At 67.7% G+C, this 16686-nt stretch carries 16 protein-coding genes; 1 reads left to right on the top strand and 15 read right to left on the bottom strand.

All coding sequences use genetic code 11. The features are described 5' to 3' along the window. The 5 genes from AC3FKH_RS33050 to AC3FKH_RS33030 form a co-directional block, all read right to left on the bottom strand. On the bottom strand, positions 1-921 hold the full coding sequence (locus tag AC3FKH_RS33050; RefSeq protein ID WP_488679807.1) for a dioxygenase family protein: 921 nt from the start codon (positions 919-921) through the stop codon (positions 1-3). A gap of 221 nt (positions 922-1142) precedes the next feature. Next, on the bottom strand, positions 1143-1397 hold the full coding sequence (locus AC3FKH_RS33045; RefSeq protein ID WP_488679806.1) for a hypothetical protein: 255 nt from the start codon (positions 1395-1397) through the stop codon (positions 1143-1145). A 776-nt stretch (positions 1398-2173) separates the two neighbouring features. Then, positions 2174-5065: an FAD-binding and (Fe-S)-binding domain-containing protein gene (locus AC3FKH_RS33040; protein ID WP_488679805.1), complete on the bottom strand. Its 2892-nt coding sequence runs from the start codon at positions 5063-5065 to the stop codon at positions 2174-2176. Continuing rightward, positions 5047-6147, bottom strand: a complete 1101-nt coding sequence (locus AC3FKH_RS33035; protein ID WP_488679804.1) for an enolase C-terminal domain-like protein — start codon at positions 6145-6147, stop codon at positions 5047-5049. Before AC3FKH_RS33035 ends, AC3FKH_RS33040 begins: the two co-directional genes overlap by 19 nt. Beyond that, positions 6144-7958 (bottom strand): thiamine pyrophosphate-requiring protein, encoded by a 1815-nt coding sequence (locus AC3FKH_RS33030; RefSeq protein ID WP_483712359.1) that lies wholly within the window; start codon positions 7956-7958, stop codon positions 6144-6146. The genes AC3FKH_RS33035 and AC3FKH_RS33030 overlap by 4 nt, the downstream gene beginning before the upstream one ends. 375 nt (positions 7959-8333) lie before the next feature. On the opposite strand from AC3FKH_RS33030, the gene AC3FKH_RS33025 reads away from it, so the two are divergent. Continuing rightward, positions 8334-8564: a hypothetical protein gene (locus AC3FKH_RS33025; protein ID WP_488679803.1), complete on the top strand. Its 231-nt coding sequence runs from the start codon at positions 8334-8336 to the stop codon at positions 8562-8564. A gap of 17 nt (positions 8565-8581) precedes the next feature. Here AC3FKH_RS33025 and AC3FKH_RS33020 read toward each other — a convergent pair whose 3' ends face one another. From AC3FKH_RS33020 to nrfD, 10 genes are read right to left on the bottom strand one after another with little or no spacing between them, the layout of a single operon-like run. Beyond that, entirely contained in the window at positions 8582-8923 is a 342-nt protein-coding gene (locus tag AC3FKH_RS33020) for a cytochrome C oxidase subunit IV family protein (RefSeq protein WP_488679802.1), read from the bottom strand. Beyond that, entirely contained in the window at positions 8920-9558 is a 639-nt protein-coding gene (locus AC3FKH_RS33015) for a cytochrome c oxidase subunit 3 family protein (protein WP_488679801.1), read from the bottom strand. The genes AC3FKH_RS33020 and AC3FKH_RS33015 overlap by 4 nt, the downstream gene beginning before the upstream one ends. Next, positions 9555-11192, bottom strand: coding sequence for a cytochrome c oxidase subunit I (gene ctaD, locus AC3FKH_RS33010; RefSeq protein WP_488679800.1), 1638 nt, complete (start codon positions 11190-11192; stop codon positions 9555-9557). Before ctaD ends, AC3FKH_RS33015 begins: the two co-directional genes overlap by 4 nt. Then, positions 11173-12123, bottom strand: a complete 951-nt coding sequence (gene coxB / locus AC3FKH_RS33005; RefSeq protein ID WP_488679799.1) for a cytochrome c oxidase subunit II — start codon at positions 12121-12123, stop codon at positions 11173-11175. Before coxB ends, ctaD begins: the two co-directional genes overlap by 20 nt. Beyond that, complete coding sequence (locus AC3FKH_RS33000) at positions 12120-12932, bottom strand: SCO family protein (protein WP_488679798.1); 813 nt, start codon at positions 12930-12932, stop codon at positions 12120-12122. Before AC3FKH_RS33000 ends, coxB begins: the two co-directional genes overlap by 4 nt. Continuing rightward, a complete protein-coding gene (locus AC3FKH_RS32995; RefSeq protein ID WP_488679797.1) occupies positions 12929-13270 on the bottom strand; it encodes a hypothetical protein in 342 nt (113 codons plus the stop codon). The genes AC3FKH_RS33000 and AC3FKH_RS32995 overlap by 4 nt, the downstream gene beginning before the upstream one ends. Next, complete coding sequence (locus AC3FKH_RS32990) at positions 13267-14181, bottom strand: hypothetical protein (protein WP_488679796.1); 915 nt, start codon at positions 14179-14181, stop codon at positions 13267-13269. The genes AC3FKH_RS32995 and AC3FKH_RS32990 overlap by 4 nt, the downstream gene beginning before the upstream one ends. After that, positions 14178-14771 (bottom strand): c-type cytochrome, encoded by a 594-nt coding sequence (locus tag AC3FKH_RS32985; protein WP_483712345.1) that lies wholly within the window; start codon positions 14769-14771, stop codon positions 14178-14180. Before AC3FKH_RS32985 ends, AC3FKH_RS32990 begins: the two co-directional genes overlap by 4 nt. After that, entirely contained in the window at positions 14768-15289 is a 522-nt protein-coding gene (locus tag AC3FKH_RS32980; RefSeq protein WP_488679795.1) for a DUF3341 domain-containing protein, read from the bottom strand. The genes AC3FKH_RS32985 and AC3FKH_RS32980 overlap by 4 nt, the downstream gene beginning before the upstream one ends. Then, positions 15286-16686, bottom strand: a complete 1401-nt coding sequence (gene nrfD / locus AC3FKH_RS32975; RefSeq protein ID WP_488679794.1) for an NrfD/PsrC family molybdoenzyme membrane anchor subunit — start codon at positions 16684-16686, stop codon at positions 15286-15288. The genes AC3FKH_RS32980 and nrfD overlap by 4 nt, the downstream gene beginning before the upstream one ends.

The raw sequence follows: 16686 nt of genomic DNA, 5'->3' as shown, positions 1-16686 counted from the left end.
TCAGTCGATCGGCGGCTTCGGGAAGGTCTGTTCGCCGGGTTCGAGCGTGAAATCGAAATCGAGCGTGTAGAACGGGGCGGGCAGGTTGCCCCAGGGGCTTTGGCCATGTTCGACGTGTTCGAGATGGCCCACGAGCTGCCGGTGCACGCCGAAGGTCACGTCGGTTTCCAGCGCTTGCGGCTCGTCCACGAACACCTGCGTCACCAGCGTGCGATAGCCCGGCGCCGCGACGATGAAATGGATATGCGCGGGCCGGTACGGATGGCGCTGCTGCGCGTCGAGCAGCGTGCCGATCGGGCCGTTGGTCGGCACCGGATAGCCGGCCGGGCGCACGGTGCGGAAGTGGTAGGCGCCTTGCTCGTCGGTATGGAAGCAGCCACGCAGGTTGCGGTCGGGCTGGCGCGGGTCCTGGTTGTCGTACAGGCCGACCGGAGAAGCCTGCCAAATTTCCACCAGCGCGCCGGACAGCGGCGCGCCATCGGTACCGCGCACGGTGCCGCGCACGAACAGCGGCAGGCCCGGCGCGTCGTCCTGCACCACGCAGTCGCCGCAGCCATAGCGCGGGGCGTTGGCGCGATAGAACGGGCCCAGCAGCGCGCCCGGCGTGCGGCCGTCCCGGGTGCTGTTGTTCATCACCGTCACCAGCGTCGACAGGCCCAGCACGTCGGCGGCCAGCACGACTTCATTGTTGGTCGCGTGGGTGGCGTGCCCCAGTGCGGCAATGAATTCCAGCGCCTGCTCGAATTCCTCGTCAGTGGGGCGGACCTCGCGCAGGAAATCGTGCAGGTGCTGCACCAGCAGGCCCATCACCAGGCGCAAGCGCGGACTGCTGGTCTGCGCCATGGCGGCCTGGACGATCTGGGTGACGGAATGCTCGTCTTCGATCAGCCGAAGAGGGGCGGTGCCTTGTTGCGTCTCCATTGCTCTTCTCCTTGCAAACGTTTGCAGCAAACGTTTGCAATTATGGCCAAAGAATCGGATTGGTCAAGCATTGTTTTGAAGCAAGGAAGGACGGAGGCCGGGGAGTTTCGTTGAACGCCCGGGAAATCAGCGCTTGAGAGGTACGGATCGCCGCGCGCGGTGGCGGCGGACTTGCGGCCCGCCGCTATCGCAGACCGCGCAACGGGCGGCCCGCATTTCCTTTAGGTGCCAAAGGTCATCGCATGCAAAATCAGCGCACGATGCATGACCATGTCCTTGAGGCTGTCACATAGCCTGGCGCGAATTTCCTCCGCGCTCCCGGTTTCTATGCCATCGCGCCTGAGCGCAGCAATCCGTCTTTCCTGCGCTTGAATGCGCGCTCCGAGACGCTCGATGGAGCGCGCCGTCTCATCCAGCTCCCTGAGGTCCTCTTCGATATTCCGCGCCGCCAGTCTTGCGTGCATGATGCGCTCCATGCAGATGCTGCTCTCTTTTCTTGTGATAGCTCTTGACGCAGAGGACCGGTATCGGAGGATGTCCGACAGATGGGCACCGAGGCTGTGCGCCCTTGTCAGGCGTGCATTCTTCGCCATGCCGCTGGGCCCCGGGCTCCTTGACATCGGGCACGGGCTGGGACGGCGTCTGCTGCAGGCGGGCTCCGTGCTGGTCCGATGGCTGCACTGGGCCGAGCGAACCAAGGCGCTCCAGTAGCTGCCTGCTGGCTGCGATAGTGCGCGCCGCGCGCGCCAGAACGCTGCGATCTTCGATCCTTTCTTCGTCTTCTTCTTCTAACTCCATCTGCGTCCGAGTGAACAGTTGAGGCATGGCGGTTCCTTCACCTGCGGTATCGCGGGGATTACGCGAAGAAAAACCCGCTCCCGCGGGTTTGGATGCTGGTTGGACCAGGCGACTGGCGGCAACCAAGCGGCGTCTGACCGGCATTGTCTTAATTGTAGTGTTCGAAATGGACAGTATCGCGACGCAGCATAATTAAATGCTGAAATAAGCAGTCTGCAACACAACTCGTGCCCGGCGGAGAAAGCCCCGCTAAAAAGCGACGAAAAGTGCTGCGTAAATGCCGCCGACGGCGAACAAGGCCCCTGCAAGCGCAAGGTAATACCGCGTCCCGTGGAGTGGCGGATGGGAATGGAAGTGATGAACGACAGGCTTCATGTCAACGTGTCCAGGTGTAGGTGGCGTGCCCTGCGCTCGCCACGGTGTTCAGAAGGGATTCGTTCTGAACGTTTCGCGATCAGCCTTCCAGTGCTCGCGCCAGCATCTGGGCGATATGAAGCGCATGCGCGCCCGCGTGGTGCCGGATCTGCAGGCGGCAACTGAAGCCGTCAGCCACGACCATGGTCTGCGCGTCTTTCGCCAGGATGCGGGGGATCAGGGTCCGCTGGGCGCAAGCATCCGATACCGCCTGTTTTTCCGGCAGGAATCCGAACGACCCCGCCATGCCGCAGCAACCCGAATCCAGCACGGTAGGGTCGACGCCGAGCGCGCGCAGTACCTGTTCTTCCCCGTCGCCCTTCCAGAGCGAGCGATGATGGCAATGGAGGTGGACGAGCGCGCTGCCTGACAGCGTGCGCAGGCCGCGCAGGGAATCCTGCTGGCACAGGAAGTCGGGCAGCAGGAACGCCTGCCGGCGCAGGCGCATGGCCTGTTCGTCGCCGCCGAGCAACTCGCGCATTTCCTCGTGGAACACGGACAGGCAGGCGGGTTCCAGCACCACCACCGGCGTACCGCGGCGGATATCGTCGGCCAGCATGTCGAGCACGTCGCGCAGATAGGCACGCGCCCGGTCCAGCATGCCGTACTCGTAGAGCGGCCGTCCGCAGCACACCGGCTCGCGCGGGATATGCACATCGTGTCCCGTGGCTTCCAGCACGGCGACGGCGTCGCGTGCGATCGCCGGCTCGAAGGCGTTGGTGAAGGTGTCCGGCCACAGGATCACGCGGCGCCCGTGCGGAGCCGCGCGCGGCCGCGTGGCGAACCAGTCGCGGAACGACTGGTTCGCGATGCGCGGAATCTCGCGCTCGCTCGCCACGTTGGCCAGCTTGTGCGCCGCCTGCGAGAACAGCGGCGCATGCGTGAGCAGGTTGGCGAGGCCCGGGGCATGCAGGCCCATCCGCGTCCACCGGTCGACCAGGCCGAAGGCAAATGCCTCACGCGGCCGGTGCCGGCGCTCGTAGTAATGCGCCATGAACTCGGCACGGTAGATCGCCATGTCGACGTTCACCGGACATTCGCCCTTGCAGCCCTTGCAGGACAGGCACAGGTCGAGCGCATCATGCACGGCCTCCGAACGCCAGCCGTCCTGCACCACCTCGCCCTTCAGCATCTCGAACAGCATGCGGGCACGCCCGCGCGTCGAATGCTTTTCCTCGCCCGTCGCCATATAGCTGGGGCACATCACGCCCTTGTTCTTGCGGCACTCGCCCACGCCGACGCAACGCAGCATCGCCCGCGGGAAGCTGCCGCCGTCCGCCGTGTAGTGGAAATAGACCGGCTGCTCGGGCGGGTTGTAGTCCGTCCCGATCCGCAAGTTCTGGTCGACATGAAATGGATTGACGACCTTGCCGGGGTTCATGCGATTGAGCGGGTCCCAGATCTGCTTGAACCTGCCGAAGGCGCGCATGAGCCGCTCGCTGTACATGATCGGCAGCAGGTCGGCTTTCGACTGGCCGTCGCCATGCTCGCCGGAGATCGAGCCGCCCAGGCTCACGACGAGGTGCGCCGCGTCGTCCAGGAAGCGCCGCCAGGTCTCGATGCCTTGCGCCGTTTCCAGGTCGAAGTCGATGCGCGTATGCACGCACCCCTGGCCGAAGTGGCCGTACAGCGCGCAGGCAAAGCCGTATTGATCGAACAGCTCGCGCAGGCGGCGCAGATACTCGGCCAGGTGCCGCGGCGGGACGGCCGAGTCTTCCCAGCCTTCCCACGTGATCTTCTGGTTTGGCACGTGGGCGGTGGCGCCAAGGCCGGATTCCCGCACGCGCCAGATCAGTTGCTCTTCGCCGGGGTCGTCGAACAGCTTCATCGAAGGCGGGTCGCTGCCGGCCTTCAGGGCATCCATCAGCTTGCGCGCGCTGCCATCGGCCTGCGCCTTGTCGTCGCCGCCGAATTCCGCCAGCAGCCAGCCGTTGCCTTCCGGCAGCAGCGCCACATCGTCGGGGTGCATGTGCAGCGCCTTCATGTCGCCGATCAGCCGGTCATCCATGCCTTCCACGGCGATCGGGCCGGCGTCCATGACGTCCAGCACGTGGTCGGCGGCGTGATAGACGTCCGCATAGCCGAGCGCGATCAGCGTGCGCGCGCGCGGGCTGTCCATCAGCCGCAGCTTGGCTTCGAGCACGACCACGCAGGTGCCTTCGGTGCCGACCAGCGCGTGGGCGATATTGCCGTCGTACTCGGGCAGCAGCGCTTCCAGGGGGTAGCCCGAGACCCGTCGCGGAATCCGCGGCATATGCTGGCGGATGTCGTCCTGGAAGTCATCGCGCAGCGTGCGCAGGTGCCGGTAGATCTCGCCCACCCGGTCGGTCCGTGCGGCCAGCGCGTCCCACGCCTGCGGCGTGGTCGCGCCGACGGTCAGCCGGGTGCCGTCGTAGGTCAGGATGTCGAGTTCGATCACGTTGCGGATGGTCTCGCCGCCCATGACCGAATGCGGTCCGCACGAGTTGTTGCCGATCATGCCGCCGAGCGTATTGTGCGTATGCGTGGCGGGGTCCGGCGCGAACGTCAGGTGATGGCGTTCGGCGGTATCGCGCAGGCGGTCCAGCACCACGCCCGGCTGCACGCGCGCGGTCTTCTCCTGCGGATCGATGGCAAGGATGCGGTTGAGGTACTTCGAGAAGTCGAGCACCACCGCGACGTTGCAGGTCTGCCCGCACAGGCTGGTGCCGCCGCCGCGCGACAGCACCGGCGCGCCATGCCGCCGGCACAGGGCCACGGTATCGATGACGGCCTGCACGCTGCGCGGTATCACCACGCCGATCGGCACCTGCCGGTAGTTCGATGCATCGGTCGCATAGAGCGCGCGGCTGCCCGCGTCGAAACGCACTTCGGCGTCGACGGTATCGCGAAGGTCTTGCTCCAGGGCGGCGAACGTTTCGCCGGGCCCGGACGCTAGCAGGCCAGGTGGCATCGCGCATCCCCTTCCTTGAAGTGCAGCCCGAGCCCGGGCCGGTCGGCATGCGGATGGAGACTGCCGTCGCGCAGTGCGGGGATGCCGTCGAAGTACCGTTGTTCGATCTGCGCATGATCCTCGAACACTTCGACGTGGATCGCCGCCGAAGCCGCGCAGCACAGGCTCGCATGCAGCGCCGGCGCGCAATGGCTGGAAAGCGGGACGTGAAAGGCTTCGCAAAGATTCACCGCGCGCAGCCAGCCCGTGATGCCGCAGCGCGTCGCGTCGGCCTGCAGGACATCGACGCAACGCGGTTCCAGCAGCCGCCGGAAATCGTCGCCGGTAAAGCCATACTCGCCGGCCGCGACAGCCAGCCCCGGGGGCGTGCGCTCGCGCACTTCGCGCAGGCCCGAGATATCGTCGGAGGACACGGGCTCCTCGAACCACGAGATGTCGGACTGTGCAAACCGTTCCGCCATGTGCAGCGCCTGCGCGACCGTGTAGGCGCCATTGGCATCGACGAACACTTCGACGTCCGGCCCGACCGCGTCGCGCATCGTGGCAACGCGCGCCGGATCGTCGGCCGGGTGGCGACCCACCTTGATCTTGACGCGCGTGAAGCCGGCATCGCGCCAGGCGCGCCCGGTCTCGCGCAGTTGCGCGGGCGTCAGGCTCGTGAAGCCGCCGCTCGCATAGCCGGGAATCGACGTGCGCGCCGCGCCGAGCAGCTGCATCAGCGACACGTCGAGCAGCCGCGCCTTCAGGTCCCACAGCGCGATATCGACGGCGGAGATCGCCTGCGCGCACAGGCCCGAAACACCGAGATTGCGCACCGCGCCGGTCATCGCTCGCCAGTTGGCGTTGGTGGCCATCGCATCGGTGCCGAGCACGCGCGGCACAAGGATCTGCGCAATGATCGGTATGACCGCCTGGTCGGAGTACCCATACCCGCAACCGCGCACGCCGCCGGCCGTGGCATGCACGACCACCAGCGTGGTGTGGTCCCACTCCAGCGTGCCGTCGGATTCCGCGGCGGGCAGCGGAATCCGATAGGCCCGGGCTTCGACGGACCGTATCGGCGCGGGGCGGGCGCGGGTCACGGCGTGGAGTCCTTCTCGGCGTGCCGCTTCGACGGCGCGGTCAGCGATTCCCACACCTGCCGGAAGGTGGCGCGCAAGGTGCCGCCCGCATCGGCGTCGCCATGCAGCATGGCGGATAGATAGGCACGCGCCTCTTTCACCGAAATATGCGGTGGCAGCGGTGGCACATTGGGGTCCGTGACCATTTCGAGCACCGTGGGCACGGTGGCGGCCAATGCCTGGTCCAGGGCCGGGCCGATCGACTCGGGCCGGTCGACGCGAATGCCCTGCAAGCCGAGCAGCTGCGCGAACGCGGCATAGCCGAACGGCGGCAGGTCCTGCGACGCGGCAAACTTCGGGTCGCCTTCCATAACGCGCTGCTCCCACGTGACCTGGTTCAGGTCGCCGTTGTTCAGCACGATGATGGTCAGCGACCCGCCCGACCAGCGCTTCCAGTCGCGCGAGATCGTGATCAGCCCGTTGATGCCGTTCATCTGCATGGCGCCATCGCCGGCCATCGCGATCACGGGCCGGTCCGGGTGCGCATACCTGGCGGCAATCGCATACGGCACGGCCGGGCCCATGGTCGCGAGCCCGCCGCTGAGCGATGCCATCATGCCGCGCCGTATCTTCAGGTCGCGCGCATACCAGTTGGCCGCGGAGCCCGAGTCGCAGGTCAGGATGCAGCCATCGGGCAGCCGCTCGGACAGTTCCGTGAAGACGCGCTGCGGGTTGATGGGCTCCGCCTTGGCGGCCGCGCGCTGTGCCAGCACCTGCCACCACTCGGCCACGTTGTGCTCGACCTCCTGCTGCCATGCGAGCGGCTGCTGCTTCAGCAGCGGCAGCAGCGCGCGCAACGTGGCGGCGCTGTCGCCCTCCAGGCAGATTTCCATCGGGTAGCGCAGGTTGAGCATGCGCCCGTCGATATCGATCTGGACTCCGCGTGCCTTGCCCTCCGCGGGCAGGAACTCGGAGTATGGAAAGGCGGAGCCCACCATCAGCAAGGTGTCGCAGCCGTTCATCAGTTCCCAGCTTGGCTTGGTGCCGAGCAGGCCGATGCTGCCCGTGACGAAGGGCAGGTCGTCGGGCACGGCGGCCTTGCCCAGCAGGGCCTTGGCCACGCCAGCGCCGAGCCGGCGCGCCACCTCGATGACTTCATCGGTGGCCTGCAATGCGCCGGCGCCCACCAGCATCGCCACCTTGCTGCCCGCGTTGAGCACCTCGGCGGCCCGGCGCAGGTCCGGCTCCTGCGGCACCTTCGCGCGCGCGGTGTAGCCGATGCCCGTATGCACGGTGCCGTGCTCGCGCGGCGGCACCGGCACCGCCGCCAGTTCCTGCACGTCGTTCGGGATGATGATGCAGGTGACCGTGCGCCGCTCGATGGCGATGCGCATGGCGCGATCCACCAGGTGGCGCATCTGCGCGGGATCGGTCGCCATTTCCACGAAGTCGCGCGCCACGTCCTTCATCAGCGTGGTCAGGTCGACCTCCTGCTGGTAATCGCCGCCCAGTGCCGCGCGCTTCTGCTGGCCAACGATCGCCACCACGGGCTGGTGGTCCATGCGCGCGTCATACAGGCCGTTGAGCAGGTGGATCGCGCCCGGACCCGATGTGGCCAGGCAGACGCCGGCCTCGCCGGTGAACTTCGCATGGGCGCAGGCCATGAAGGCGGCCAGTTCCTCGTGGCGCGCCTGCACGAATTCGGGCTCGTTGCCGGCACGGCCGAACGCGCCCATCAGGCCGTTGATGCCGTCGCCGGGATAGCCGAATACGCGCCGCACGCCCCATTCGCGCAGGCGCTTGAGCACGAAGTCAGAAACGGTCATTGCCATGGTTTGCCTCCGTCGTCTGTGACACAGCCATGCATCACGCATGCCGGTTCTCGGGAGCGGCCCCCCGCGAATTCGGCGCAGCACATCCGTCGCTGCGATATATGGGCCACCGCCGCGTAGAAAGTGCGCATTCCGGTAAGGATTGCATCCGCCGTTGGCGCGATGTGGCGGACAAGCGGTCCGCGCATGCGCAGCGCAAGGCATCCTGCGCAACGCATCACGGTGGGATATATCTTGCATGCGGTGGCGGTAATGCCTGACGAAGACATCCACCGATGCGCAGCCAGTTCGCGACGCCCGAAAAGCGTCTTTCCCCCGTCGCGAATCGTGGGTGGGCTGGCCCGCGGTCCAGGCCATCCAAGCAGGAGAATGCACATGCTCAGCGATACCGAATTCCGGCAACGTGTCAGGCAGATGCTGGCGGACGTCCCCATCGACGCGCGCCGCGCATGGAGCCAGGCGGAACTCACCACGTGGTGGAACACGGTCTGCATCCAGGACGATGCACTGGCCGCATGGCGGCCGGCCGGCGACGAATTGCCCACGTCCGTGCTCTGGCGTCTTTGCAACGACCTGGTCGGACCACACGCGGCGGAAGGGCCCTAGTGTCCTGGTTCAGGACACTAGCGTCCGGTAGAAGCGCGCGGCGGCAACTGCCACGCCGCGGGCACCTTGGCGCGGCTCGCGTAGTCGCCATGCGCCAGCACGAACAGGATCGCGAGGATCGCCACCGGCACCGCGCAGGCAATCCGCAGCAGCACGCTGGCGCGGGCCAGGTGCATGAAGAAGATGGCGACCAGCATGGCCTTGATCGCGGCGATGCCGAGGTTGATCACGAGATTCCACGGACCGAGGCGAAGAAAGGCCGTGCCGACGGTAATGGCCAGAAGCCCCATCAGGCTCGCCCAGACACCGAGCTGGTGGCGCGTTTCGGGTTGCATCGTGCGATGGCTGGGGGACTTCATGGGCCACTCCTTCCCGGAAGGTAGAGCAGCGGGAACAGGAACAGCCAGACCATGTCGACAAAGTGCCAGTACAGGCCGACGATCTCTACGCGCCCTGAATGACCTGGGTCGGCCGCCAGCGGCCGGCGCTGCTGCATCGCCAGCGCGAACATCACCACCAGGCCGATGCCGATGCAAAGGTGGATGGCGTGCAGGCCCGTCATGGCGTAGTAGAGCAGGCGGAACATCTGCCCGGTCGGCCCGCCCGCGCCGGAAGCATTGGCCGGGACAAAGCCGCCGGCGATGTCCTTCGCATACTCCCACGTCTTGATGACCAGGAAGGCCAGTCCGAGTGCCGCCGTGGCCCACAGGCAGCGCACGGCGGCACGCTGGCGGCCGTCCCGCGCGGCCGATACGGCCATCGCCATGGCGAGGCTGCTGGTCATCAGGACGAACGTATTCAGCGTGCCGAGCAGCAGCTCGGTGTGCCGCGCGGCCAGCGCGAGCGAGGCCGGGTCGGTCGTGCGGACGAAGTAGTAGCCGACGAAGAGCGGGCCGAAGAACATCAGCTCGGTGCCCAGGAAGACCCACATGCCGAGCCGCGCCGCCACCGCCTGCTGGCCGGTGCTGTCGAACTGGAACGGCGGGGCCCTCATTGCGGCGTCTCCTTGCCCGAGACCGGATCGTAGAGATAGGCGTCGCACTGCACCTTCGGCACCTGCGTGAAGTTGCGTGTCGGCGGCGGCGACGTGGTCTGCCATTCGAGCCCGGTGGCCTGCCACGGGTTGGCCGGCGCCCGCTCGGCGCGGAACAGCGAATGGATCAGGTAGACCAGCGGCATCAGGTAGCCGATCGCCAGGATCGACCCGCCCGCGGACGACAGGATATTGAGCACCTGGAATTCCGGCGGATAGGCGTGATAGCGGCGCGGCATGCCCTCGAAGCCGAGCAGGAACTGCGGGAAGAAGGTCAGGTTGAAGCCGAAGAAGATGACCACCGCCGCGATGCGTGCCCAGATCTCGGGATAGCGGCGGCCCGTCATCTTGGGCCACCAGAAATGCAGGCCGCCAAGATAGGCCATGACCGAGCCCCCGACCATGATGTAGTGGAAATGCGCGATCACGAAGTAGGTGTCGGTCAGGTGGACGTCCAGCGCCAGTGCGGCCAGGACCAGCCCCGTGAGGCCGCCGATGGTGAAGAGCCCGACAAAGCCCAGCGCATACAGCATCGGCGCGGACAGGCGGATGCTGCCCTTGTACAGCGTGGCGGTCCAGTTGAAGACCTTGATGGCCGAAGGTATGGCCACCAGGAAGCTCAGCAGCGAGAAGGTCACGCTGGCGCGGTACGACTGGCCGCTCACGAACATGTGGTGGCCCCACACCAGGAACCCGAGGCTAGCGATGCCGACGATCGCCCACACCATGGCGCGGTAGCCGAATACCGGGCGCCGCGCGAAACACGGGATGATCTCGCTGGCCACCCCCATCGCGGGCAGGATCATGATGTACACGGCCGGGTGCGAGTAGAACCAGAACAGGTGCTGGAACAGCAGCGGGTCGCCGCCCAGCGCGGGGTCGAAGATGCCGATGTGGGCCAGCCGCTCCAGCGCCACCAGGCACAGCGTCATGGCCAGCACCGGGGTGGCCAGCACCAGGATCAGGCTGGTGCCGTAGGCCGCCCAGACGAACAGCGGCAGGCGCAGCCAGGTCATGCCGGGCGCGCGCAGCGTATGCACGGTGACGATGATATTGAGCCCGGTCAGGATCGACGAAAAGCCGGTGACGAACACGCCGGCCAGGGTCAGCACCACGTGGCTGTTCGAGAACATGGTCGAGTACGGCGTGTAGAAGGTCCAGCCGGTATCGACGCCGCCCGCGATCATCGCGCCCAGCGTCAGCAGGCCGCCGGCCACGTACAGGTACCAGCTCGCCAGGTTCAGGCGCGGAAACGCCATGTCGCGCGCGCCGATCATCAGCGGCACCAGGAAGTTGCCCAGCACCGAAGGAATCGACGGGATCAGGAACAGCCAGACCATGATCACGCCATGCGCGGTGAACAGGCGATTGTAGGTGTCGGCCTGCATGAGGTGGCCCTGCGGCGTAACCAGGTTCAGCCGGATCAGCGTGGCGGCGGCGCCGCCGATGAAAAAGAACAGCGTGATCGAGGCCATGTACAGCCACGCAATGCGCTTGTGGTCCGTCGAGCCGAGCCAGGACCCGAGCGAGAATCCGTCGCCCAGGTAATCGGGCTCGGCCACGGTGCTGGCGCGTTCAGCGACCTGGGCTTCCATTGGCGGCTCCTGTGGTGCGCAGGTATTCGATGATGGCGACAATGTCTTCCTCGTCGATCTGGCCCTGGTAGGTGGGCATGATGGGCGCATAGCCGGCGACGATGTCCTTGCGCGGGGTCAGCATCGCGTCGCGCACATAGGCCGCGTCGGCGGTCACGGTGCGGCCGTCCTGCAGCGTGACCGTGCTGCCCATCAGGTGGTCCAGGCGCGGCGCCTGCACCGTCGCGCCGGCGTCATGGCAGGCGGCGCAGCCCAGGCGCTGGAACAGCGCACGGCCGCGCGCCGCCGTGGTTTCCGGGCCCACGTCCGTATCGAGCCAGCGCGCGAACTCGGCGGGCGGCATCACCACGATGCGCCCCTGCATGGCGGCATGGTCGGTGCCGCAGTATTCGGCGCAGAACAGCCGGTACACGCCCGCGCGCGTGGCGGTGAAGCGCAGCGTGGTGTAGCGGCCCGGCACCACGTCCTGCTTGATGCGGAATGCCGGCACATAGAAGCTGTGGATCACGTCCTGCGAAGTCATCGTCAGCTGGACGGCCTGGCCCAGCGGGACGTGCAGTTCATTGATCTCGCGCTTGCCGTTGGCGTGCTCCAGCTTCCACATCCACTGGCGCGCCACGACGGTGACGGGCAGCGCGCCCGCGCTCTCGCGCGCGAGCAGGGTGTAGTCATGCGCGCCCCAGGCGAAGATGCCAAGGAAGATCAGCAGCGGGATCGTGGTCCAGGCAATCTCCAGCGGCTTGTTCGACAGCGGTGGATGGCTGCGGTCCGCCGGACGGCGCTCGTGGTAGCGGATCACGGACCCCGCGATCAGCACGAGCACCGCCAGCGCGACCACGGCCAGCAGCGCGGTCAGCGACAGCATCAGGGTGTCATAGCGCCCGGCCGCCAGCGACGCGCTCTCGGGCAGCAGGTGGAAGCTGCTGTTCATGATGGACGCCGCCGTTTGTGGCACAGGCTGTGGCACAGCCTGTGCCACAGCCTGTGCCACAGCCACCAGCCGGCCAGCGTGGCGAACGCGCCCAGGAACAGCGCGCGGATGCCATCGAGGATGGTCACCGTGTAGCGTCCCGTACGCGGGTCGAAGTGGACGCAGCGCATCAGCCATTGCTGGGCGGGGGAGCCGACCTTGCCGGCCGATGCCTGCTCGATGGCGTGGCGCAGGGCCGTCGCATCGAACCGTACGCCATTGAAGGCCTGGACAATGCGGCCGTCCGTCGTCAGCACGACGAAGCCGGCCGGATGCGCGATCTCGCCGGAACCGGCGACCCGCGACGCGCGCAGGCCAATGGCCTGCGTCAGCGCGCCGATCGCCGCGGCGTCGCCGGTCAGCATATGCAGGTTGCCGCCGGATGCCGCGACCAGCGCGCCATAGCTCTGCTTCTTCGCGGCCGCCACGGACGCGGTTTCGCCGCTGTCGATGCTGAACGCGACCACGCGCCACGCGCCGCGCGGCAGGCGGGCCTGCGCCAGCGATTCGAGCACGCCATCCATGACGGTGCTGCACAGGTTGGCGCAATGGTAGTAGCCGGGTACCAGAATCACCGGCCGATCCGCGGACAAGTCGCGCAGGCGCGCCGGTGCGCCGTCGTCGTCGCGGAAGACGAGGTCGAGCGGCACCTGCCGGCCCGGGACGGGCGCGAACGCCATGTCGGGCGGAGCCGGCAGCGCGAGCGGGCCGGCCTGCGCGCACAGCGCGAGGCAGGCGGCCGGGACGATGCCGAGCCACGGGCGCGTCATGGCGCCGGCTCCGACGCGGGCGCGGCCATCAGGGCCATGGCCCGCTCCACGGGGATACGCGCGATGCCCGCGCGCTGGTCCACCCAGCCCCAGCCGTTGAGCACGCTTTGCTTCTCCGCGTCGTAGCGCTCGCGTTCGGATTGCGGCGCGCTCTGCGATAGCGGCAGCGTGGCCTCCGGCGTGGTCGGTGTGGGCGTGTCGAGCCGGCCCACGGGATTCAGGTGACGTTCGTAGAGGCCGCCCAGCAGGAGCGCAAGCGCAATCGAGACCAGCAGCACCGCCGCGCCGGCCAGCACGGCACGCAGGCTCACATGGCGGGCCTGGCGGACGCGGCTCATGTCTGGCCTCCGGCGCCGGTCGAGGGCAATACCAGCCAGAATGCGTTCAACGCATGCATGACGAGCAGCGATGCCGCCACCGCGCCCAGCATGGCCGGCGAGCGCTTCAGGCGCCGCGACAGCAGCGCCAGCATCGGCAGCGCGAAATGGCCGAGCGCCAGCGCCCACGCCAGCACCGGCCACAAGCCATGGCGGCGCACCAGGTACCAGGCGGTCTCATGGGGGAGATCCTCCGCCCAGATGATCAGGTACTGTGTGAACGCCAGGTAGGCCCAGGTGATGACGGCTGTCAGCAGCAGGTTGCCCAGATCCTGAAGCACCTGCGGCGCGGCGCCGTGCCGCGCGGCCAGCCAGGTGCCGAAGGCCAGGCCGGCGCACGCTTGCCCGGTGGCCAGCAGCAGGCCGAAGACGCTCGAATACCAGAGCGGCATCAGCGACATGATCCAGTCGACCGCCGCGATGCTCACCGTGATGCCATAGACGATCAGCGCCACCGCGGCGAACCGCGCCGAGCGCGTCCAGCGCGCGGAGCGGCTCATGGCCGCCAGCACGATCCAGATCGCGAGCACGGCCACGCCGCGCAGCACGAAGCCCAGCGGTGTCAGCCACATCGACTTGAAGGTGGCGTCGCCGGCGGCGATTTCATGCGGCCAGCGGTGGACCCCCAGCGCGGCGTCGGCGGCCCACGGATACAGGAAGGCCGTGCCGGCCAGCACGGGCACGAACAGCAGCGCCAGCAGCCAGGTATGGCGCGCCAGGTCCAGCAGCGGCGCGCGCAGCGCCTCGCCCCAGGCGCCGCCGCTGAGGTTGTGGATCCAGACCATGGCCAGCCCGCCCAGCACGATGCCGATGCAGCACCACCATGCGCACAGGTACAGGGCCAGGATCGTCGCGACGACGTGCGCGCTCATGGTTGCACGCCGTTGTCCAGGTGCCGCAGGTCGTCGGCCGTCAGGCGCGCGGCGGACGCATGCTGGCTCAACTGCAGGGCGCGGATGTATGCCACCACGGCGCGGCGGTCTGCCGGCGGCAACTGCGCGGCATAGGGCGCCATCGGGCCGCTGCCATGGGTGATCGCGTCGTACAGCCGCGCGTCGGTGGCGCTGCGCAGCGCGTCGCTGTGGAACGACGGCGGATGCGGGAAGCCGCGCCGGACCACCATGCCGTCACCGTCGCCGGTCGGGCTATGGCAAGGCGCGCAATGGATCTCGTAGCGCGAGCGTCCGCGCTGCAACTGCTGCAGCGTGAGCGGCGCGCGATTTTCCGCGCCGGGCCAGTCCTGGTCCCTGCCACTCGACATGGCGGCGAAGGGGCCGCCGGGCACCGGTACCGAATGGTCGGGACGCGGGCGCGCGGAAGTGCCATCGGCAAAGCGGTCGCTGCGGGCGAACGGCTTGTACTTGGGCTGGTCGTACATGTCCTGGCGGGCGCGTTCGCAGGCGCCGAGCGCGGCCAGCATGCACGTGGCGGCGACGTAGCGGAGCAGGCGCAGCGGCATCATTGGGGCACCTCGCTCAGGCGCAGCGGCGCGGTTGCGGCCAGCAGCTCGCGGGCCGCCGTGGCCTGCGCCGCCTCCGGACGGATGCAAAGGAAGAAGCGGTACCGCGACGCCTGTTCGAAATCGGGCGCGTCGAATAGCGGATGCCGCAGGCGAGGCAGCCGGTTTGCCACCAGCATGCCGATCACCGTGGCAAGTGCCGCGCCCAGTATCGTCAGCGAGAACGTCACGGGCACGAACATCTGCCAGCTTCCGGCCGGGCGGCCGCCGATATTGATCGGGTAATCGATCACCGCGGCATACCACTGCAGCAGGAACCCGCCAAGCCCGCCGCCCAGCCCGCCGAGCAGGCAGATCAGCGGCATGCGGTCGGTCGCCATGCCGATGGCTTGCGCAAGCCCCTCGACCGGATACGGCGTGAACGCTTCCAGGTGCGTGAAGCCGGCCGCGCGCGCGCGTTGTGCCGCGGCGAGCAGGGCGGCGCCGGTGCGGTATTCGGCCAGCACGCCGTATTGGTTCATGGCCGCTCCCTGGCGCTGGCAAGGACCAGCTCGCGCATCTCGGCGATCGAAATCACCGGCAGGCAGCGGATAAAGACCAGGAACAGCCAGGCGAACATCGCGATGGAGCCCGCCAGCATGATCCAGTCCCACCAGGTCGGATAGAACATGCCCCATGACGACGGCAGGAAATCGCGGTGCAGGCTCGATACCACGATCAGGAACCGCTCCATCCACATGCCCGTGTTGATGACCAGGCTCAGCACGAACAGCGCGAGCGGGCTGTGCCGCACGCGGCGCCACCACAGGCACTGCGGCGCGAGCACATTGCAGGTAATCATCGCCCAGTAGACCGGCGCATACGGGCCGGTCCAGCGGTTCTCGAACAGGAACATCTCGTAGCGGTCGCCGCTGTAGAACGCCGTGAAGATCTCGCTGGCGTAGCCATAAGCGACGATCAGGCTCACGGTCAGCATGATCTTGGCCGCATTGGCCAGGTGCCGCGTGGTGATGAAGTCCTCCAGCCCGTACATGCGCCGCAGCGGAATGGCGATGGTCAGCACCATGGCGAAGCCCGAGAACAGCGCGCCGGCGACGAAGTACGGCGGAAAGATCGTCGAGTGGTAGCCCGGCGTGTTGCCGATGGCGAAGTCCAGCGACACGATCGAATGCACCGCGATCACCAGCGGTGTCGCCAGTCCGGCCAGCAGCAGGTAGGCGCTTTCGTAGCGCGCCCAGTGGCGTGCGTCGCCGCGCCAGCCCAAGGCCAGCACGGCATAGGCCTGGGCCGTGCGCCGCCGGCCGCGCAGGCACGCGCGGTCGCGCAGCGTGGCCAGGTCCGGGATCAGGCCGACATACCAGAACAGCAGCGAGACGATCAGGTAGGTGCCGATCGCGAACAGGTCCCACACCAGCGGGCTGCGCCATTGCGGCCAGACGTTCATGACGTCGGGGTAGGGGACCAGCCAGTAGAAGAACCACGGCCGGCCCAGGTGCAGGATCGGGAACAGGCCGGCGATGGCGGCGGCAAACAGCGTCATGGCTTCGGCGAAGCGGTTCACCGACGTGCGCCACTGCTGACGGAGCAGCAGCAGGAACGCCGAGATGAAGGTCCCCGCATGGCCGATCCCGATCCACCAGACGAAGTTGCCGATGGCAAAGCCCCATGCCACCGGAATGTCGACGCCCCAGATGCCCACGCCTTTCACGAACAGCCACGCCGTACCGCCGATGAAGACGGCCATGCCAGCAAAAGTCAGCAGGAACGCGCTGAGCCAGGGCCACCGCACCGGCCGCTCCAGCACCAGGCCGGCGATCTTGTCGGACACGCTGGCGTAGCCCCAGCCCGGCCGCAGCACGCCGATGTCCTTGGAAACGGGCGGCGCGTCAGGGGGGGACGTAGCGGAGCGGTCGGTCAT

The organism is Cupriavidus sp. 21MJTG02-4, assembly GCF_057798975.1.
This window is presented reverse-complemented; position numbering and strand designations above follow the sequence as displayed.